The organism is Micromonospora sp. KLBMP9576, from assembly GCF_050941805.1.
Taxonomy (GTDB): domain Bacteria; phylum Actinomycetota; class Actinomycetes; order Mycobacteriales; family Micromonosporaceae; genus Micromonospora.
In genome coordinates, this window is record NZ_CP194567.1 from 5,532,864 (window position 1) to 5,552,248 (window position 19,385).

The window sequence follows — 19,385 nt, forward strand, 5'->3', positions numbered from 1 at the left end:
GCGAGGGGATGCGGTGGCATCTCCTCACGGAACGGCCCGGGTCGGGCTCACCGGTAGGTGAACCCGACCCAGGGTCAGACCGCTTGTCGGATCAGAGCTCGACCGAGCTGAGGTCGAGCTCGGTGACGTTGGTCAGCTCCAACTTCTTGATCTTCTCCGAGTGGCCGGACTGCTGGCCGTAGAAGTAGACCGGGATGGTCGGAATGTCCTGGTCGACCAGCTCCAGCAGCTTCGCGAACTGCTCGTGCGAGGCCTCCAGGCTGGGGGCGGCGCTGGCCTGCTTGGCCAGTTCGTCGACCTGCTTGTTGCTGTAGAGACCGTCGTTCGAGGAGCCACCCGTGACGTAGAGCGGGTTCACCCAGTTCTCGATGTCCGGGTAGTCCTGCTGCCACGCGGCACGGTACATGCCGGTCATCTTGCGGGCGTTGATGGACTGCCGCAGCACCGCGAAGGTCGGGATGCCCTCGGCGCGCGCGTTGATGCCCAGGTTGGTCTTGACCTGCTGGGCGACGGCGTCCATCCACTCCTTGTGGCTGGAGTCGGCGTTGTAGAACATGACCAGCTCACCGGAGAAGCCACCGGCCTCGGCGAGGAGCTGCTTGGCCTCGTCCGGCTTGAACTGGCAGACGGTGCAGTTGCCCGACTTGGCGCCCGGGGTCAGCGGGTTCGCCCAGCTGTCGGCCGGCTTGCGGGTGCCGAAGAAGATCTTCTCCGAGATCTCCTGCCGGTTGATGGCCAGGGAGATGGCCTTGCGCAGCTTCACGTCCTGGAAGCGCTTGTCGTACATCGGGAAGGCGATGAACGCCGTCGACGGCGTGGTGGAGGAGATCCCACGGTCGCCCAGGTCCTGCTTCCACTTCTCGCCGGCGAGGGCGGAGGTGGGGATGGGCGTCATGAAGTCCAGGTTGCTGGCGAGCAGGTCGTTGTACGCCGCGTTCTCGTCCTGGTACAGCTTGACCGTGACGTCCTTGATCTTCATCTTGTCGCGCATGTTGTAGTCGTCGAAGCGCGTCAGCTTGATCTGGACGTCGTCTTCCCACGACACGAACTTCACCGGGCCGTTGGCGATCGGCTTGCGGCCGAACTCGTCCGGCTTCTGGGTGAAGAACACGTCCGGCAGCGGCATGAAGGCGCTGTAGCCGAGCTTGGTCGGGAAGACGGCGGTCGGCGCGGCCAGCGTGACCTCGAAGCTCCAGTCATCGAGGACCTTGAGGCCGGACATCTTCTCGACCGTGGGCACGGGGGCCTTCTTCGGGCCGTCCTCGTCCGGGTCCGTCGTGTGGACGTCGGTGTAGCCCTGGATGTCGGAGAAGAAGGTGCCGTTCTGCGCGCCGTTCGGCGAGTAGGCGGCCCAGTTCCAGGCGTCGACGAAGTTCTTCGCCTTCACCTCGGTGCCGTCGTGGAACTTCGTACCCTGCTTGATCTTGATCTTGTAGACCTTGGAGTCGGTCGTGTCGATCGACTCCGCCAGCGCGTTACGGGGCGCGCTGCCATCGTTCGGATACTCGACCAGACCGGTCCACAGCCAGTCGATGACCTTGCCACCACCGGTCTCCGTGGTGTTCGACGGAACCAGCGGGTTCTCGGGCTGAACACCGTTGATGGTGATCGCGCCGTCCTTGCTGGCGCCGGCGTCGCCGCCGTCGCTGTCGGTGTTCGAGCAACCGGACGCGACGAGCGCGAACGCCGCGCCCAGCGCGACCGCGCTGCTTGCCCGCTTCGAGACTCTCATTCCGAGGGGCCTCCTCTTTCTGAACCTGGTTCCGTCGTGGGTTTCACGCACGTGGGGGGTGACACGTCCGACCGTCCGCGGGGCGGGAGTCGGTTTCACCGCAGTGAATTCGGGACAAGAACAATGCACCGATCCGCCGGGCCACCTCGCCCACCGCGCTTGGCACCGCGCGTACGAGACCACCACGGAGCGCCACCGACAGGCGGAATCCCATGGTCGTCAAGCCGTACGGGCGCCTCACATGAGGGGTGAGGTGCTGCCACTGTGACACCCACCGGCCCGTTCCGTGAAGGTGCCGTTATCAAGCCGTTAGTTGGTCGCCACGTCACCGATACCTGAAAAAAGATCATGATCTACGCGGGTCGTACTGCTCTGAGCAGGAAAGACACGGTTCGGCAGGGTGTCGACCCGGGGTCGGGCCGGGCGACTGTGAGCTTTCCCGCCCTGACTTCCGGGCCTCGCCGACGCCGCCCGGCCGTCGGCCATTTCCACCCGTCCGGACGAGGCCCGATTCGGCTGTGCAGGCGCCAACGCCACCTGGCCGGAGGAGGGCGCCAACGCGTCGCGTCTGCGCGCGCCCGGCCCGCTCCGCACCGGACGGGCCGGACAGCGAGCGGCCCCGGCACCGCGCGGGGCGGTACCGGGGCCGTGGAACAGACGTCGGTCAGGCCGTGAAGCGCAGCTTGCGACGGCGGAACAGGAGCACGGCGACGGCACCCGCGGCCAGCAGCGCCACGCCGCCGGCGAGCGCGGCGGCGATCGGCGAGCCGGTCAGCGGCAGGTCGCCACCGCTGCCCGCGGGCGAGGTCGACGGGGCCGGGCTGGCCGGCGACTCCGCGGGAGCGCTCGGCGACGGGGACTGGGCCGGGGCGCTCGGCGAGGGCGTCTCCGCCGGGGCGCTCGGCGACGGCGGCTCGGTCGGGGCGGCGGCGAACGCGGCCCCGGCCTTGGCGGTCACGGTCGCGCCGGTGCTGCCACCGAGGATCAACTTCTGCGCCGCCTGCTGCCCGGTGAAGAGGAAGACCCGGCCGAAGGAGACCGAGTCCTTGGCGGAGACGGTCACCTCGACCTCGCCGGCGCCGTCGGCGGTCAGCCAGAACTGCCCGCCGTTGGTGGTCGCGGTGACCGGCTTGCCCTCGGCGTCGACCGCCGTGCCGCCGCTGGCCGCGACGGTGATCTCACCGGCCGGGCCCTTGACCGTGAACGGGCCGGCCTTCTCACCGGCGGCCGCCTTGGCACTGGCCGGGTCGACGCTCAGCTCGGCCTTCGGCTCGGGCTGGTCGGTGGCGTTGGCGACCAGGTAGTCGTGGACCTTCTTCACGACGGCGTACGACTGCTCGGCGTTCGCGCCGGCCTGCGAGAGCAGCCCCGGCTCCCAGCCGTTCAGCGTGACCTGGTCGCTGAAGTGCCAGATCGCGGTCTGCGTGCCGAAGTAGAGCAGGTTGTCGGCGGCGGCACCGGTCACGCCCTGCGGCAGGGCGGCGCCGGCCGCGGTGAGCAGCTTCGCCGGGTCCGCGTTCGGGTGGCCGTGGGTCAGCACCCACTGCACCTTGCCCAGGTTCGGCACCCGGGACTCGGACCAGGTGTCCTCGGCGTACCTGCCGTCGATCTTGACGTTGGTGCGGTAGTCGATGCAGAAGGCCGTGACCCGCTTGCCGTCGATCTCCAACTGGAGCTGCGACACGGTCTTCTTGCTGCCGTTGAGCTTCAGGGTGACCTTCGAGCCCGCGACCGACTTGGCCACGCCGGTGGCCGGAGCGGCGGCGGCCGGACCGGCGGAGCCGAGCGCCAGAGCGCCACCTGCGACGGTCGCCAGGGCGATCCGCGCCCAGCGTCGTCCTCGTTGTCCGAACATCAAGATTCGTGCACCTCTCCCCAGGGGTGACCCGCACACGGCGGGTTGCGTGAAGCCGCCGTTCCCGCGGGATGCGCACACCCACGCGCGGAAACGCGACGGGGAATTATGAGATGAAAGCTGGTCGGTTGTCACCCCCTGTCGGCCACTTTCATGACTTCCGCCCGGAATGGCAGGGGGAAACCGGGTCACACGAGCCGGCGGTCGGCCGCCCAGCGGGACAACTCATACCTGTTGGACATCTGGAGCTTACGAAGCACGTTGGACACGTGCGTCTCCACCGTCTTGATGGAGATGTAGAGCTCCTTGGCGATCTCCTTGTAGGCGTACCCCCGGGCGAGCAGCCGCAGCACCTCGCGCTCGCGGTTGGTGAGCTGGTCCAGCTCGGGGTCGGCCACCGGGGCGTCGGGACGGGCCGCGAACGCGTCCAGCACGAACCCCGCCAGCCGGGGGCTGAACACCGCGTCGCCGTCGGCCACCCGGCGGACCGCCGCGGCCAACTCGTCCGGGGAGATCGTCTTCGTGACGTAGCCCCGCGCACCGGCCCGGATCAGCCCGATCACGTCCTCCGCCGCGTCCGAGACGCTCAGCGCCAGGAACCTGACCTGCGGGTGGGTACGCCGCATCGCCTCCAGCACCGCCCGACCGCCGCCGTCGGGCATGTGCACGTCGAGCAGCACCACGTCGGGCAGCGTGGCGGCGATGCGGGTGACCGCCTCACCGACGGTGCTCGCCTCGCCCACCACCTCGACATGCGCGCCCAACTCGGCTCTGACCCCGGCGCGGAACATGGCGTGGTCGTCGACGAGGAAGACCCGCAGCCGCTCCGCGCGCTCCGCCGCCCCTTCGACCGGTCGCGTCGACTGCTCGGTCATCACTTGTCCCTCTCCGCCGTTGCCGCGTCCCGGGTGATCGGCAGGATCAACCGGACCTCGGTTCCTTCCCCCGGCCCGGAGCGGATCTCCGCCCGGCCGCCGTGCCGCTTCATCCGTCCGACGATCGAGCCCCGCACCCCGTGCCGGTGGTCCTCCACCGTATCCGGGTCGAAGCCCTTCCCCCGGTCCCGGACGAAGACGCTGACCTGTTCGGGCTCGACCTCGGCATAGAGCGACACGGTCTGCACCCCGGCGTGCCGGGCCGCGTTGACGAGTGCCTCGCGGCCGGCCGCGACCAGCGCGCCCACCCGCTCGTCGGTCTCCCGGTCGCCGACCACCACGGTCTCCACCGTGATGGCGAAGGTGTCCTCGACCTCCGCGGCGGCCTGCTCCAGGGCCGCGGCGAAGCGCTCGGTGGGCGAGCCGGTGGGCTTGTAGAGCCAGTTGCGCAGGGAGCGTTCCTGCCCCCGGGCAAGCCGCTGGACGGTCTTCACGTCGCTCGCGTTGCGCTGGATCAGGGCCAGGGTGTGCAGCACCTGGTCGTGCACCATGGCGGCCAGTTCGGCCCGCTCCTGCTCGCGGATGCGCCCCTCGCGCTCCGACCGGAGCTGGTTGTACGTCCGCCACAGCACCGGCGCGGCCACCACCCCGACCCCGGCGAGCCCGACCAGGGCGAAGATCACGCCGTTGAGCACGGCGTCGAAGTTCTGCGCCGGGGAGTAGACGGCGACGACGCCGATGATGCCGACCGCGACCAGCACCCCGCCGCCGATGAAGCGGAGCACGAAGGCGCGCCGGTCGTTCTCCTCCACCACCGCGCTGAGCCAGGGCACCGGCATGGTGTCGCCGCGCTGCTGGCGCCGCTCCGGGGCCGACTGGTGCCAGATCACCCCGGCGCCGACCGCAATGATCGCGACCAGCCAGCCGGCGGTGCCGGCCGCGCCGATCGAGTCGAAGACCATCACCTGGACCAGCAGCACGCCGAGGCCGATCACCACGAACGGCAGCAGTTGGGCCACGTCCCTGCGCGGCGGTACGCCGGTGTCGCCCGGACGCAGCGGCACGACGGCCCAGAAGGCCGCGTAGAGCAGCAGGCCGAGCCCGCTCAGCCCGAGCAGCACCATGAAGGCGACCCGCACCCGCAGCACGGAGATGCCGAGGTGATCGGCGATGCCGGCGGCCACCCCAGCGGCCATCCGATGCTGCGGGGCGCGGTAGAGACGGGGTGGCTGGGTCACGGCACTGATCGGAAACTCCCTGTTCACGGGTGGGCTCGGAGCGGACGACGGTCGTCGCGGGCGCCGGAACCGATCGTCACACGGCGTAGGGCCGCCCGGCCACGGGGACGCCCCCGACATTCGGGCCACCGGGATCTCAGGGTGCGCTCAGGGTCGGCTCCTGAGGCCGTGCGGCGGGTCCGGACAGCAGGATCGAGACATGACCGAGGAAGCTGCCCACTCCGCCGCCGCCGAGGCGGCACAGCCGGGCGGGCCACCCCCCACCGCGACGCCGCCCGGCGGTCACCCGCCCGCCGGCCCCCCGGGGGCGCCGCCCACCGCCACGGCGACGGACGGGACCGCGCCGCCCACCGGGGCGCAGCCGCCGTTCGGCGGCGCCGGCTTCACCTCACGGTACGGGCTGGTGCGCCCCCGCAACGGTCGCTACCTGGCCGGCGTCTGCGCGGCGATCGGCCGCGCCACCAACACCGACCCGGTCCTGTGGCGGGTGCTGCTGGCGGTGCTCGGCTTCTTCGGCGGCATCGGCATCCTGATCTACGTCACCGCCTGGCTGATCATTCCGGGCGAGGGGGACACCGCCTCCCCCGTCGAGTCGATGCTGGGCCGGGGGCGGGCCAGCATGTCCCCGGTCACCGTGATCGTGTTGGGCATCCTGGTCGCGACCATTTTCGCCTACATCGTCACGGACGCGTTCCGGGCGGTGCTGCTCGGCGCCACGATCCTGGTGGGCGGTGCGCTGATGCTGAACCGCGACAACAGGGGCGCCGAGGGCGTGCCGGTCGGCCCACCCGTCCCACCCGGTCCGCCCGCCGCTTCGCCGGGGCCGGTGCCGCCGGTCGGCTATCCCGCCCCGGCCGCGTACGTGGCCCCGCCGACCGTGGCCGTGCCCCCCGCGCCGGGTCCGGTCCCGCCGCCGGTGGCCCGCGTCCACGCCGCCTGGAGTGCCCCGGTTCCCGAGGGACCCACCTGGCCGCCGGCCGCCCCGACTCCGCCCGGGGGGCCCACGACGGGCCCGCCGAGCGCCGGCTGGCCGGCCCCGCCCACCTCCGGCTGGCCCGGCACGACCTCGGGCGCACCCGCACCGGGCCGCCCGCTCGCGCCACCCCTGCCCCCGGGCTACCGACCGCCCTTCGCCCCGCACGGCCCGTACGCCGGGCACATGGCGCCGCCGAGGCCACCGGTGAAGCCCCCGAAACCACCGAAGCCACCGCGCGAGCGCTCCCCGCTCGGCCCGGTGACGTTCTCGCTGGTCTTCCTCGCCCTCGGCGTCGTCACCGTCGTGGACATGCTCGACGCCTTCGACGTCAGCGCCTCGGCGTACTTCGCGGCCACGCTGGCCGTCATCGGGCTCGGCCTGCTGGTCGGCACCTGGTTCGGGCGGGCCCGGTGGCTGATCGCGCTCGGCCTGGTGGCCGCCGCCGCGCTCGGGGTGGCCACCGTGACGGGGTCCTACGACCGGATCCGGGGCGTCGACGGTAACGTCACGTGGTCGCCGGCCAACCATCGCGACCTGGCCCTGCGGTACGAGAACAGCTTCGGCGACACGGTCCTGGACCTGCGCGCGGTCGACTTCGACAAGAAGAACACCGAGATCACCGTCTCCGTGAACTTCGGCGAGTGCACGGTGGTGGTGCCGCCGAACGTCGACGTCACCACCGTGGCGGAGGTCAACGCCGGCGAGGCGGTCATCTTCGGCGAGCGCTCCGGCGGCATCGTCGGCGAGCTGCGGGAGACGGCCGACCTGGGCCCGGACGGCCCCGGCGGCGGCAGCCTGCGCCTCTACGTCCACGTCAACGCCGGCAACCTGGAGGTGACCCGGTGAAGGCCCACCGCACCGACGTCGTGTCGTTCGCCTTCGGGCTGATCTTCCTGGGCCTCGCCGCCTGGTGGCTGCTCGCCCAACTGCTCGCGCTCGCCGTCCCGCCGGTCGGCTGGTTCCTGGCCGGCGCGCTGATCCTGATCGGCCTGCTGGGTCTGCTGGGCGCCCTGCGTTCCGGGCGGCCCGCCCCCGACCCCCGCCCGGACACCACCGACGCCGACGCGGCCCACGGCCTGGTCGGACCCGACACCACCGACGCCGACGCGGCCCACGGCCTGGTCGGACCCGACACCACCGACGCCGACGCGGCCCACGGCCTGGTCGGACCCGACACCACCGACGCCGACGCGGCCCACGGCCTGGTCGGACCCGGCACCAGCGCGCCGGCCCCGGACGCGACGGACGGGGCGAGGCGGCAACGGGCCACCGAGGTCGACGACTGGCCGGCGGAGGAGGCCGACACCGACGTGCTGCCGGGGGCCGTCGAGGACCGCGGCACCGACGCGGAGGCCCCGATCCGGCGGGCGGAGGCGCCACCGGTCGACGAGGAGCGCCCGCGCGGCTGACCACAGCGGTGCGGCCGGCCTCGGCGGCGGCCTATGCTGGCCGGTGGAGAACTCGCCTCCGCCGGCCGGCCCACGCCGATCCGGCCGCCGTGCCGATATGGCCGCGCCGTGGCGGTTCCGCCGCGATTCCCGTCTACCCGTCAGGAGTCCGTCCGACATGACGCAGTCCCCCGCCGTGCGCACCTCCGGCCGCTCCGGTCCGGTCCGCATCGGCGAGCGCGCCGCCCGTACCCTCGTCTCCGAACTCGCCCGGATCAACGACCCGAAGGCCGCGCTGCTGGTCGGCGCGACGCCCGAGTCGGCGGTGCTGGCGGCGGCGATCGACGCGCTGCTGCCCGGTGACACCCTCACCCTGGTGCCCGCCGGGTCGACCTCCTCGGCGGCCCTGCGCGAACACGTGCACGGCCAGGGCCGCTGGGTGGCCGACCGGGTCCGCGTGGTCGACACCCTCGCCGAGGCCGAGCCCGCCGCGGTGGTCGTCGCCGGGGAGCCGCTCACCGGCACGGCCGACGAGGCCCGCGACGCCGTCGAGAGCCTGACGAAGCATCTCGCCGACGGTGCGGTGCTGAGCGTGGCCACGACCGCCACGCCGGGGCGTACCGCGGGTGCGGCCGGCGAGCTGGACCGGCAGGGCGCGCTGTACGGCGTCGGCACCGACCTGGTGCTGCGCAACACGCCGCCGCTGCGGGTCCACCGGCTCCGCTTCACCCCGGCCGACGCCGCCTCGGCGGCCCGGCTGACCCCGGCGTACCGCACGTCGAGCGTCCCGGTGACCCGCGGCATGCACCTCGACTCCAACGGGGTGGCCGCGGCGGGCATCGCGCTGGGCCTGGCCGCGGTGGCCCGGCTCACCCGGCCGAAGTCGAAGCTCTGGCTGCTGCCGGCCCTGGCCGCCGCCCCGGTGGCCGCCTTCTTCCGGGACCCGGAGCGCGACGTGCCGGAGGACCCGTCGGCGGTGGTCGCCTCGGCCGACGGGCGGGTGCTCTCCGTGCAGCGGCTGCACGACGAGCGCTTCGGCGCGGGCGAGTGGCTGCGGATCGCGGTCTTCCTGTCGGTGCTGGACGTGCACGTCAACCGCGCTCCGGTCGCCGGCAAGGTGGTCGACTACTTCGTCGCCGACGGCGGCTTCGCCAACGCCATGAAGCCGGCGGCGGAGCACAACGTGGCCGCCTACACGGTGCTGGACACCGCGCACGGGACGGTGGTCGTCGCGCAGCGCACCGGCCTGATCGCCCGGCGGATCGTGCAGCGGGCGCCGATCGGTGCGCTGCTGGCCCGGGGTGAGCGCTTCGGCCTGATCCGGTTCGGCTCCCGCACCGACGTCTACCTGCCGGCCGACTCGGCGGAGCCGCTCGTCGGCCCCGGGGACAAGGTCATCGGGGGCGCGAGCGTCATCGCCCGCTGGCGCTGACGGACGACACGAGGAAGGGGCGCCGCGGATCGCGGCGCCCCTTCCTCGTGTCCGTGCCTCAGGCGGTGCGGCGCTGACGCAGCCAGAGCACCGGGCCGCTGACCAGGTAGCCGACCACGATCAGGGCGAAGGTCAGCCGGATGTCGATCAACGCGCCGATCACCGGCGCGAGCCACAGCCACGGCGGCAGCTTCACCAGCCGGGCGAGCTTCGCGTAGGGGAAGCTGGAGACCATGGCGAAGGCGAGCAGCGCCACGCCGGCGACCTGGACGATGCCCGGCACGGGCAGCCCGATGGCGACGGTCAGGGCGAGCACGGCGGCCGCCATGGTGGTGGGCACGCCGCAGAAGAACCTGCCGTCCTTCGGCGAGACGTTGAACCGGGCGAGCCGGACCGCCGCGCACGCCGCGACGAGGGCGCAGGCCACCCCGGCGGCAGCCGTGGAGACCGATCCGACCAACGAGGCGTAGACCACCACGGGGGCGGCGAGCCCGAACGAGCACATGTCGGCCAGCGAGTCCATCTGCGCGCCGAACGGGCTGGCCACGCCGAACCTGCGCGCGAGCGCGCCGTCGAGGCCGTCGAAGATGACGCAGGCGATCAGGCAGAGCGCGGCGATGCGTACCTGGCCCTGCATGGCCAGGAAGATCGCCAACATGCCGAGCATCAGGCTGCTGAGCGTGCAGGCGTTGACCACCGCGAACTTCAACCGGCGCGCGACGGTCCGCTCACCGGGCAGCAGCGGGATCGACCTCGCCTCCGGCTCGTCGACGGGTGTCGTGGGGCCGACGGCGGGGCTGATCGGGATGATCGAGGCGACCTCGGCGTGCTCGCTGCGGGTCGACCCGTAGCGGCGGCGCGGCCGGTCGGTGTAGCGGTGCTCGGGCAGTACGAGGTCGCCTGCCGCGTGCAGGTCGCCGTGGCGGCGACCCACCCGGACCAGCAGTACCTGCCGGGCGAGCGTGCTGCTGCGGCGCAGTGGGCCCGCCCAGCGACGTCCTGCGGGACGCGGACTGTCAGTGGTACGACGCCGGCGCCATGGGGCTCTCGGCACGTTTCCTCCATCACCGGATCGGCTGTCCGCCGCGAGGGCGGGTGTCCGGCTGTCTCGTGCCGGACCTTTCTGGCCCGGCAGCCGTTTTGCGGAGTACACCATCGCACAGGGAACGGGGGTTGGGCGATAGCTGCCGGCGGTACTTATATCTGGTCTAACCGCGCAAACCGCTTTCTTATTCCCATCTCGGGCTCCATCGCCCGTTTCCTTCACCATCCCTTGTCTTGAATGTACCGGACCCCGGCCCCGTCGGCTCGGCGAGCCCGGCGTCCGGGCACCCCGACGCCGGTCACCGACGGCCGTCCCCGCCGCCCGCGGCCAGCGCGAAGGCGACGATCTCGGTACACGGCAGCCCGGCGAGGCGATCGGGTTCGAACCACCGGGCCCGGGCGGTGGAGCCGCCGGCCAGCTCCGTGACCCGAGGCTCGGTCGGCACGTCGACCGCCACCCGGTAGACCACCCGGATGCCGTGCCAGTCGAGCGGGCGCCCCTCCGGACCCAGCGCGGCCGGGTTGTGCAGGTTGTCGACGCCGACCAGTTCGACCACCCGGCCGAGCTGGCCGGACTCCTCGACCAGTTCACGCAGCAGCGCGGCGACCGGCTGCTCGCCGTGGTCCGTCCCGCCGCCGGGCAGGTGCCACCGGCCGGCGCCCGGGTAACCGTCGGCGATCATGGTGAGCAGCACCCGGCCGGCGGGGTCGGTGACCAGCCCGTACGCCCCGAAGCGCCGCCTGCGGTCGGGTGGGGGCGCGGCGGCGGGCTCGGTCGCCGACGAACGGGGCAGATCGGGCGGCAGGGGCGACCCGGGCAGGCCGAGCAGCTCGGCGGTGAACGGCATCAGTGGCAGCGCCGCCGCCTCGTCGGCCGTGAACCAGCCCAGCTCGTCGCTGCCGCCGGCCTGCTCCGGTCGCTGCTCACCGCCGCGTGCGACGACGTCGAAGACCAGCCGGTCGGTGTGCACCGCGACGCCGGCGGCCCGGAAGGTCGTCACGTCGGCGAGCGCGGCCCGCAGCCCCGTCACCTCCACCGTGCGGCCGGTCTCCTCGGCGAACTCGCGGACCACCGCGTGCGCCGGGTGCTCGGCGTGCTCGACCCCGCCCCCGGGAAGCCGCCAGACGCCCGGGAACGGGCACGAGCCCGAGCCACGGGCCAGCAGCACCCGCCCGTCCGAACGTCGACACACCCCGTACACGCCGACCCGCCGCCGATGCTGCACCGCCGCACTCCCCCGCCCGTGCCGACCCCGTACGTCGATCATGAGGCTAGCGCAGCGGAGCCGGCGCGCGGCCCGGTCGGGACGGGTGGGGATCAGGTCAGCCGGGCGGCCTGGACGGCCTCCGCCGTCACCTCGGTCAGGCGGTCGGTGGGCAGGGCGCCCAGCTCCTCGCGGGCGAACCAGCGGGCCTCGCAGGTGGAGCCGCCGACGTCGGCGACGGTGGGCGGGGCGGGCTTGTCGACGACCACCCGGTAGAAGGCGCGTACGCCGTGCCAGTCGATCGGGTAGCCCTCGGGACCGAGGGAGGCGGCGTCGCGGTGGCTGGCCACCCCGAGCAACTCGACGAGCCGGCCGGTCTGCCCCGTCTCCTCGACCAGCTCCCGGATCAGGGCCGCGCCCGGCTGCTCGCCGTAGTCCGTGCCGCCACCCGGCAGGTGCCAGCAGCCCGCCCCCGGGTAGCCGTCGGAGACCCGGGTGAGCAGCACCCGGTCGTCCGGGTCGGTCACCACCGCGTACGCGGCGAAGCGCTGGGCCCGGTGCAGCCCGTCGGGGCCGGGCACCGCGTAGAACGAGGGGAACTCGGGCGCCTCGTCGGGCACGATGTCGGCGGACGAGGCGGGCAGCCCCAGGGCCCGCGCGGTGAACGAGCGCAGCGGCAGCTCGCGGGCCTCCGCCGGGGTGAGCCAGCGGGCCAGGTCGGTCGGCCGGTCGACCCGGTCGGTGAGCGTCCCGCCCCGGACCGAGACCTGGTAGATCAGGCGGTCGGTGTGGATGGTGATGCCCCGCTCCGGCAGCGCCCGCATGTCGGCGAGCACGTCGTGCAGGCCGGCGACGGTGACGGAGAGGCCGGTCTCGGCGGCGGTCTCCCGGACGACGGTGTGGTGCGGGTCCTCGCCGTGGTCGACCGCCCCACCGGGCAGGGACCACGTGCCGGGGGTGCCGGAGCGCTCCGATGCGCGGACCAGCAACACCCGGCCGACTGAATCAGCACAAACTGCGTATGCCGCGATCCTGCGGAGCGGCTCCAGCATGGTGGTCACGGAACCAAATTCTCCCCGGCCCGGGTTACCTCCATCGAAAAGAGTCAGATTCCTGACTAACTGCTCGCCCCTCAGGGGCGGGTCAGGGTATTGATCCGGGCGGTCACCGAGGACGACCGGGCGGCCGGCGCGGACCGTGGAGACATGACCCACACCGACCCCACCCAGCCCCCGTACAAGCAGCTCCGCCGCCCCGTCACGGACCGCATGGTCGCCGGCGTGGCCAGCGGCCTCGGCCGCTACTTCGCCGTCGACCCCACCCTGGTCCGGGTGCTGTTCGCGGTCACCGGCCTGCTCACCGGCGGGATCGCGCTGCTCGCGTACCCGATCATGTGGTTCCTGATGCCCGAGGAGCCGGCCGGCGCGCCCGCCTGGCCACGGCCCACGCAGCAGGCGCCACCGGCCTGGCCGCCGACGGCATGAGGGAGGTCATTCCCACTCGATCGTGCCCGGCGGCTTGCTCGTCACGTCCAGCACCACGCGGTTGACCTCGGCGACCTCGTTGGTGATCCGGGTGGAGATCCGGGCCACCACCTCGTAGGGCAGCCGGGACCAGTCGGCGGTCATCGCGTCCTCGCTGGAGACCGGCCGCAGCACCACGGGGTGGCCGTAGCTGCGGCCGTCGCCCTGCACGCCGACGCTGCGCACGTCGGCCAGGAGCACCACCGGGAACTGCCACACCCCCCGGTCCAGGCCGGCCGCGGAGAGCTCCTCCCGGGCGATCAGGTCGGCCCGGCGGAGCAGGTCGAGCCGCTCCCGGTCGACCGCGCCGATGATCCGGATGGCCAGGCCCGGGCCCGGGAAGGGGTGCCGCCAGACCATCGCCTCGGGCAGGCCGAGCTGGAGACCGAGCGCCCGGACCTCGTCCTTGAACAGCGTGCGCAGCGGCTCGACCAGGGCGAACTTCAGATCCTCCGGCAGACCGCCGACGTTGTGGTGGCTCTTGATGTTGGCCGTGCCGGTGCCGCCGCCGGACTCCACCACGTCGGGATAGAGGGTGCCCTGGACGAGGAACTCGACGTCGCCGTGGGCGGCGACCTCCCGCGCGGCGGTCTCGAAGACCCGGATGAACTCCCGCCCGATGATCTTGCGCTTCTGTTCCGGGTCGGTCACCCCGGCCAGGGCGTCGAGGAACCGCTCCTGCGCGTCGACCACCTTCAGCTTGATGCCGGTGGCGGCGACGTAGTCCTTCTCCACCTGCTCCGCCTCGCCGGCCCGCAGCAGGCCGTGGTCGACGAAGACGCAGGTCAGCTGGTCACCCACGGCCTCGTGCACCAGCGCGGCGGCGACGGCCGAGTCGACCCCGCCACTCAGGCCGCAGATGACCTCCTTGTCGCCGACCTGCTCGCGGATCCGGGCGACCTGCTCGTCGATGATGTTCTCGGGCGTCCAGGTGGGCTCGATGCCGGCGATGTCGTGCAGGAAGCGACGCAGCATCTCCTGGCCGTGCGCGGTGTGCCCGACCTCCGGGTGGAACTGCACGCCCGCCCGGCGGCCCACGACGTCCTCGAACGCGGCGACCGGTGCGCCCGCCGACTCGGCGGTCACCGTGAAGCCCGCCGGGGCCTCGGTCACACAGTCGCCGTGGCTCATCCAGACGGGCAGGTCGTCCGGCAGCTCGCGCAGCAGCACGCCGGCCTCCGGACGGGCGCGCAGCGGGGTGCCGCCGTACTCGCGGTTGCCGGTGCGGGCCACCGTGCCGCCGAGGGCCTGCGCCATCGCCTGGAAGCCGTAGCAGATGCCGAAGACCGGCACCCCGGCGGAGAACATGCCGGCGTCGATCTGCGGGGCGTCCGGCGCGTAGACGCTGGCCGGGCCGCCGGAGAGAATGATCGCGGCCGGGTTCTTCGCCAGCATCTCGGCGACCGGCATCGAGTGCGGCACGACCTCCGAATAGACCTTGGCCTCACGCACCCGACGCGCGATGAGCTGGGCGTACTGGGCTCCGAAGTCCACCACGAGGACGGGGCGAGGCGTGCTCATGTGCAGAAATCCTACCGACCGTCACCAGCACCCGGCAGCCGGCCGCCCCCATCCGCCACCCGGGCGGTCCGCGCGACAGCGCGCCCCGGAGCGGGTGGTCCGCTCGGCGCCGGCACCCGCCCACCCGGGCGGCGCTCAGTCGAGCAGTGCGCCCGGGGCGCCGGGTGGGACCGCCGGATGCCGGGGCGACACCGGGGAGAGCCGACGGTACGGCGACCCCAGGGCCGGCCGCGGGTCGTCGTCGCCCCTGTTGGGCCAGAAGGACATCGCCCGTTCCGCCTGGGCGGTGATGGTCAGCGACGGGTTCACCCCGAGGTTCGCCGAGACCGCCGCCCCGTCGACCACGTGCAGTCCCGGGTGGCCGAAGACCCGGTGCCACGGGTCGATCACGCCGTCGGCCGGGGTGGCGCCGATCGCCGCGCCACCGAGCAGGTGCGCGGTCATCGGAATGTCGAACGGCTCGGTCAGCGACCCGCCGGGCGTGCCGCCGATCTCCTCGGCCAGCAGCCGGGCCGCCTGGTTGCCGGCCGGGATCCACGTCGGGTTGGGCGCTCCGTGGCCCGGACCCGAGACCAGGCGCCGACCGAACGGGCCGCGCCGCAGCCGGGTCGTCAGCGAGTTGTCGGCCGACTGCATGACCAGGGCGATCACCGTCCGCTCCGACCAGCCGCGCACCGACAGCAGCCGGGCCGCCGTGCCGGGCTGGCTCAGCAGGACACCCAGCCAGCGACGGATCCGGCGCGGCCCGCCGTCGACCAGCAGCGACTGGAGCAGCCCCATCGCGTTCGAGCCCCGGCCATAGCGGACCGGCTCGATGTGGGTCTGCGGATCAGGGTGGAACGAGCTGGTGATCGCCACGCCCTCGGTGAAGTCGAGCCCGGCGGCGCGGGCCTGCCGGCCGGGCACCGAGGCGCCCAGGATCGCCTCCGAGTTGGTCCGGGTCAGCTCGCCGAGCCGGGGCGAGAGCCCGGGCAGCGCCCCCTCGGCCCGCATCGAGTGCAGCAGCCGCTGGGTGCCGAGCGCACCGGCCGCGAAGACCACCTGGTCGGCGTGGATCACCTGCCGCCGCCTGCGCAACCAGGACCCGGTGCGCACGGTGTGCACCGCGTACCCGCCGCCGTCGGCCGGGCGGACGGCGGTGACCGTGGTCAGCGGATGCACCCGCGCGCCGAGCCGCTCGGCCAGCCAGAGGTAGTTCTTGACGAGCGTGTTCTTCGCGCCGTGCCGGCAGCCGGTCATGCACCCCCCGCAGTGCGTGCAGCCGGTGCGCTCCGGCCCGGCGCCGCCGAAGTAGGGGTCGGCGGCCCGCTCGCCCGGGCGGCCGATGAACACGCCCACCGGGGTGGCGTGGAAGGTGTGCCCCACCCCCATCCGGTCGGCCACCGCCCGCATCGCCCGGTCCGCGCGGGTGACGACCGGGTAGGTGGTCACCCCCAGCATCCGCTTCGCCTGGTCGTAGTGGCGGGCCAGCTCGTCGCGCCAGTCGGTGACGTCCCGCCACTGCGGGTCGACGTAGAACGCGTCCAGCGGCTCATAGAGGGTGTTGGCGTAGACCAGCGAGCCGCCGCCGACCCCCGCGCCGGAGAGCACCAGCACGCCGCCGCCGGCCTTGCGGTCGGCCGGGCGCAGCAGGGTGATCCGCTGCAGGCCGTAACAGCCGAGGCGGGGCGCCCACAGGAACCGCCGCAACCGCCAGGAGGTCTGCGGGAACTCGTCGTCGGCGAAGCGGCGCCCCGCCTCCAGCACCCCGACCGAGTAGCCCTTCTCCGCCAGCCGCAGGGCGGTGACACTGCCGCCGAAACCGGAGCCGATGACGAGCACGTCGTACCGCATCACCGCATCATTACCGACCGGTAGCAATCGCGCCAGCACCCGTTTTTGCGCCATTATGCTCACGGTCGCCGATCCCGGGGGTCCCCGGCCGCAACCCGGGGCCCCCGTTCGGCAGTTGTCAACACGGGGGTGTCGCATGACTCAGCGGACAGGGGCGCCACGCCCACGACGGATGTGGGGGCTGGCCGCCCTCGTGGTCGTGGTCCTGGTGGCCGTCGGCGCGCTGGTGGTCACCCGGATCGTCCGCGACGACGGGCCGCAGCGCGCCATCGGGCCCGCGGGCGCCACCCGCACACCGCAGGCGAGCCCCACCCCGAGCCCGACCGCGCCACCCGGCGCCGGCATCACCGGCCCGCTCAACCTCCTGCTCGTCGGGGTGGACACCCGGGTCAGCGTGCCGGGCTGGGAACCGCACGGCGACGCCGTGCTGGTGCTGCACGTGCCGAAGGGCCTCGACCGCGCGTACCTCTTCTCCCTCCCCCGCGACCTGCTGGTCGACATCCCGGCCTTCCCGAAGGCCGGCTACCGCGGCGGGAACACCAAGCTCACCCACGCGATGAGCTACGGCAGCCGGGTGCCCGGCAAACCCAAGCAGCCCAGCACCAGCCAGGGGTACGACCTGCTGCGCAGCACGGTCAGCGGCTACACCGGGCTACGCATCGACGCCGGCGCGGTCCTCACCTTCAACGGCTTCGACAAGCTGGTGGACGCCCTCGGCGGGGTCGACCTCTACATCGACCAGCGGGTGGTCTCGCTGCACCGCCGCCCCGACGGCCGGCACCGGGAGGGCGCGCCCGGCGGCGGGGGCTACGTCGGGCCGCAGATGGTCTACGAGAAGGGCGAGCGGCACCTCAACGGTTGGCAGGCGCTGGACTACGCCCGACAGCGCTACGTCACCGGTGGCGGCTACGCCCGACAGCGCCACCAGCAGCAGCTCATCAAGGCGCTGGTGACGAAGATCCTCGACGAGGACCTCGCCCGGCAGCCGGAACGCGTGCAGCAGGTGGTCGACACCCTCGGCGACACGCTGGTCTACGCGGGCGGGCCGCGCATCGTGGACATCGCGTACGCCCTCGGCGGGCTCACGCCGGACCGGTTCGTGTCGGTCGACCTGCCCGGCGCGGGCGTGGGCAAGGGCAGCGGCTACCGGGGCGAGCAGCTCACCTCGACCGGCCGCAAGTTCGTCACCGAGCTGCGCGCCGGCCGGGCGGACGCCTACCTCGCCGCCCACCCGGAGCTGCGCATCACGCGCTGAGCGTCGTCACCCGCGCCCGGGACGGTCCGGTCGCTGCGTGCCGTACAGCCACGCCTCGAACAGGTCGTCGAGCTGCTTGCCAGCGACCCGCTCGGCCAGCGCGACGAACTCGTCAGTGCTCGCGTTGGCGTCGCGCTTCTGCGCCGCCCAGGTCTTCAGCAGCTCGAAGAACGCCTTGTCGCCGACCGTCACCCGCAGCGCGTGCACGGTCATCGCGCCGCGCTGGTACACCGACTCCGAGAACAGGTTCGTCGCCCCCGGCCGGCCCGGCGGCGTGCGCCAGAGCTGACCGGACGAGCCGGCGTACCGGACGTCGAACGCCTGCTGGGCGCTGCGCCCACCGTCGTGCTCGGCCCACAGCCACTCGGCGTACGTGGCCAGGCCCTCGTTGAGCCAGATGTCCTGCCACCGCGCCAGCGACACGCTGTTGCCGAACCACTGGTGCGCCAACTCGTGGGCGACCACCCCGGTGTTCTCCCCGGCCGCGAAGAAGCTCGCGGAGTAGACCGGGCGGCTCTGCGTCTCCAGGGCGTACGAGATCCGGGGATCGGCGACCACCACACCGCCGTACGCCCCGAACGGGTACGGCCCGAACACGCTCTCCAGGTAGTCGGCCACCTCGACCGTGCCCGCGATCGACCGGTCCGCCGCGCCCTTCGGCAGGCCGGTGGTGACCGCGTGGAACACCGGCCGTCCCTTGTGCTCGCCCTCGGTGATCCGGAACTTCCCGATCACCAGGGTGCTCAGGTAGCTCGCCATCGGGCTGCGCTCGGTCCACTTCCAGGTGGTCCAGCCGCCGGTCGTGCTCTTGCCCGCCGGCACCCCGTTGCTGACCGCCGTCAGTCCCTTCGGCACGGTGATCTCGAAGTCGTAGGCGGCCTTGTCCGAGGGGTGGTCGTTGACCGGGAACCACGTGCTCGCCGACTCGGGCTGGCCGAGCGCGATCGCCCCGTCGTCGGTGTGCAGGAAGCCCCCCACGCCGAGGGCCTCGTTGCGCAGCGGCTCCGGCACGCCCTCGTACGCGACCTCGGTGACGAAGCCGTTGCCGGCGATCAGGCCGCGCGCCGGCGTGACCACCAGCTCGTCGCCCTTGCGGCCGTGCTTCGCCGGGGCCCCGTCCACAGTCACCGACCGCACCGTCAGCCCGGCCAGGTCCAGGTTGAACGCCGACAGGTCGCCGGTCGCCGCCGCCTGCACGGTGGTGGTGCCGGTGAGCCGGTCCCGCTCCGGGTCGTAGCGCACCTTCACGCTGTAGCGGCTGACGTCGTACCCGCCGTTGCCGTAGGTCGGGAAGTAGTCGTCGCCGACGCCTGCCGCGCCCGGTGTGAACTGGCGGGACGCGCCCGGCGAGGCGGTGGCCCCGTTCGCGGTCGGGGCCGCCTCGTCGGCCGACCCGCAACCGGTCAGCCCGAGCGTCCCGGCCAGCAGCAGTCCCGCGCCCGCGCCCAGCGCCCGCCGCGACAACGTCATCGCCTCGTCCCCTCCCTGCCACCGGCCGCCGCGCCGGC

At 73.1% G+C, this 19,385-nt stretch carries 14 protein-coding genes and 1 pseudogene; 5 read left to right on the forward strand and 10 right to left on the reverse strand.

What is annotated here, in order from left to right; all coding sequences use genetic code 11:
* Positions 1-91 precede the first annotated feature (91 nt).
* The 4 genes from ACQ452_RS24460 to ACQ452_RS24475 form a co-directional block, all read right to left on the reverse strand.
* Positions 92-1,732 carry a peptide ABC transporter substrate-binding protein gene (locus tag ACQ452_RS24460; protein WP_433387663.1) on the reverse strand — a complete coding sequence of 547 codons (1,641 nt, stop codon included), beginning with the start codon at positions 1,730-1,732 and terminating at the stop codon, positions 92-94.
* Between the two features lie 664 nt (positions 1,733-2,396).
* Complete coding sequence (locus ACQ452_RS24465; RefSeq protein ID WP_433387665.1) at positions 2,397-3,587, reverse strand: Cys-Gln thioester bond-forming surface protein; 1,191 nt, start codon at positions 3,585-3,587, stop codon at positions 2,397-2,399.
* 188 nt (positions 3,588-3,775) lie between these two features.
* A complete protein-coding gene (locus tag ACQ452_RS24470; RefSeq protein ID WP_433387667.1) occupies positions 3,776-4,462 on the reverse strand; it encodes a response regulator in 687 nt (228 codons plus the stop codon).
* On the reverse strand, positions 4,462-5,658 hold the full coding sequence (locus tag ACQ452_RS24475) for a PspC domain-containing protein (protein ID WP_433394392.1): 1,197 nt from the start codon (positions 5,656-5,658) through the stop codon (positions 4,462-4,464). Before ACQ452_RS24475 ends, ACQ452_RS24470 begins: the two co-directional genes overlap by 1 nt.
* Positions 5,659-5,899: 241 nt before the next feature.
* Between ACQ452_RS24475 and ACQ452_RS24480 the strand changes: the two genes are divergently transcribed.
* From ACQ452_RS24480 to ACQ452_RS24490, 3 genes and pseudogenes are all read left to right on the forward strand, one after another.
* Positions 5,900-7,522 (forward strand): PspC domain-containing protein, encoded by a 1,623-nt coding sequence (locus ACQ452_RS24480; RefSeq protein WP_433387669.1) that lies wholly within the window; start codon positions 5,900-5,902, stop codon positions 7,520-7,522.
* A pseudogene (locus ACQ452_RS24485) lies at positions 7,519-7,702 on the forward strand (hypothetical protein); the annotation flags it as partial. The gene ACQ452_RS24480 and the pseudogene ACQ452_RS24485, both read left to right, overlap by 4 nt.
* Before the next feature lie 540 nt (positions 7,703-8,242).
* Positions 8,243-9,496 carry a phosphatidylserine decarboxylase gene (locus tag ACQ452_RS24490; RefSeq protein ID WP_433387671.1) on the forward strand — a complete coding sequence of 418 codons (1,254 nt, stop codon included), beginning with the start codon at positions 8,243-8,245 and terminating at the stop codon, positions 9,494-9,496.
* Positions 9,497-9,554: 58 nt separating this feature from the next.
* On the opposite strand, the gene ACQ452_RS24495 is transcribed toward ACQ452_RS24490, so the two are convergent.
* The 3 genes from ACQ452_RS24495 to ACQ452_RS24505 all read right to left on the reverse strand — a co-directional run bounded on the left by ACQ452_RS24495 (position 9,555) and on the right by ACQ452_RS24505 (position 12,806).
* Positions 9,555-10,475, reverse strand: coding sequence for a CDP-alcohol phosphatidyltransferase family protein (locus tag ACQ452_RS24495; RefSeq protein ID WP_433394394.1), 921 nt, complete (start codon positions 10,473-10,475; stop codon positions 9,555-9,557).
* A 364-nt stretch (positions 10,476-10,839) separates the two neighbouring features.
* Positions 10,840-11,808 carry an NUDIX hydrolase gene (locus tag ACQ452_RS24500; RefSeq protein WP_433387673.1) on the reverse strand — a complete coding sequence of 323 codons (969 nt, stop codon included), beginning with the start codon at positions 11,806-11,808 and terminating at the stop codon, positions 10,840-10,842.
* Positions 11,809-11,858: 50 nt separating this feature from the next.
* The gene (locus tag ACQ452_RS24505) at positions 11,859-12,806 is read right to left on the reverse strand and encodes an NUDIX domain-containing protein (protein ID WP_433387675.1); all 948 of its coding nucleotides are present in this window, start codon (positions 12,804-12,806) and stop codon (positions 11,859-11,861) included.
* Between the two features lie 144 nt (positions 12,807-12,950).
* Here ACQ452_RS24505 and ACQ452_RS24510 point away from each other — a divergent pair, with 144 nt between their 5' ends.
* Positions 12,951-13,229 (forward strand): PspC domain-containing protein, encoded by a 279-nt coding sequence (locus ACQ452_RS24510; RefSeq protein ID WP_433387677.1) that lies wholly within the window; start codon positions 12,951-12,953, stop codon positions 13,227-13,229.
* Between the two features lie 6 nt (positions 13,230-13,235).
* Here the strand turns inward: ACQ452_RS24510 and guaA are convergent, their stop codons facing one another.
* On the reverse strand, positions 13,236-14,789 hold the full coding sequence (guaA, locus tag ACQ452_RS24515; protein ID WP_433387678.1) for a glutamine-hydrolyzing GMP synthase: 1,554 nt from the start codon (positions 14,787-14,789) through the stop codon (positions 13,236-13,238).
* Between the two features lie 135 nt (positions 14,790-14,924).
* Positions 14,925-16,622 carry an FAD-dependent oxidoreductase gene (locus ACQ452_RS24520; protein ID WP_433387679.1) on the reverse strand — a complete coding sequence of 566 codons (1,698 nt, stop codon included), beginning with the start codon at positions 16,620-16,622 and terminating at the stop codon, positions 14,925-14,927.
* A 136-nt stretch (positions 16,623-16,758) separates the two neighbouring features.
* On the opposite strand from ACQ452_RS24520, the gene ACQ452_RS24525 reads away from it, so the two are divergent.
* On the forward strand, positions 16,759-17,877 hold the full coding sequence (locus tag ACQ452_RS24525; RefSeq protein ID WP_433387681.1) for an LCP family protein: 1,119 nt from the start codon (positions 16,759-16,761) through the stop codon (positions 17,875-17,877).
* A gap of 6 nt (positions 17,878-17,883) precedes the next feature.
* Here the strand turns inward: ACQ452_RS24525 and ACQ452_RS24530 are convergent, their stop codons facing one another.
* The gene (locus tag ACQ452_RS24530) at positions 17,884-19,347 is read right to left on the reverse strand and encodes a M1 family metallopeptidase (RefSeq protein ID WP_433387683.1); all 1,464 of its coding nucleotides are present in this window, start codon (positions 19,345-19,347) and stop codon (positions 17,884-17,886) included.
* Positions 19,348-19,385 lie beyond the last annotated feature (38 nt).

Bases quoted from the DNA above. Each gene is read 5' to 3' on its own strand.
- ACQ452_RS24500 (WP_433387673.1), bottom strand. From the start codon at position 11,808: ATGATCGACGTACGGGGTCGGCACGGGCGGGGGAGTGCGGCGGTGCAG.
- ACQ452_RS24460 (WP_433387663.1), bottom strand. From the start codon at position 1,732: ATGAGAGTCTCGAAGCGGGCAAGCAGCGCGGTCGCGCTGGGCGCGGCG.
- ACQ452_RS24470 (WP_433387667.1), bottom strand. From the start codon at position 4,462: ATGACCGAGCAGTCGACGCGACCGGTCGAAGGGGCGGCGGAGCGCGCG.
- guaA (WP_433387678.1), bottom strand. From the start codon at position 14,789: ATGAGCACGCCTCGCCCCGTCCTCGTGGTGGACTTCGGAGCCCAGTAC.
- ACQ452_RS24520 (WP_433387679.1), bottom strand. From the start codon at position 16,622: ATGCGGTACGACGTGCTCGTCATCGGCTCCGGTTTCGGCGGCAGTGTC.
- ACQ452_RS24530 (WP_433387683.1), bottom strand. From the start codon at position 19,347: ATGACGTTGTCGCGGCGGGCGCTGGGCGCGGGCGCGGGACTGCTGCTG.
- ACQ452_RS24480 (WP_433387669.1), top strand. From the start codon at position 5,900: ATGACCGAGGAAGCTGCCCACTCCGCCGCCGCCGAGGCGGCACAGCCG.
- ACQ452_RS24490 (WP_433387671.1), top strand. From the start codon at position 8,243: ATGACGCAGTCCCCCGCCGTGCGCACCTCCGGCCGCTCCGGTCCGGTC.
- ACQ452_RS24465 (WP_433387665.1), bottom strand. From the start codon at position 3,587: ATGTTCGGACAACGAGGACGACGCTGGGCGCGGATCGCCCTGGCGACC.
- ACQ452_RS24525 (WP_433387681.1), top strand. From the start codon at position 16,759: ATGACTCAGCGGACAGGGGCGCCACGCCCACGACGGATGTGGGGGCTG.
- ACQ452_RS24510 (WP_433387677.1), top strand. From the start codon at position 12,951: ATGACCCACACCGACCCCACCCAGCCCCCGTACAAGCAGCTCCGCCGC.
- ACQ452_RS24475 (WP_433394392.1), bottom strand. From the start codon at position 5,658: ATGGCCGCTGGGGTGGCCGCCGGCATCGCCGATCACCTCGGCATCTCC.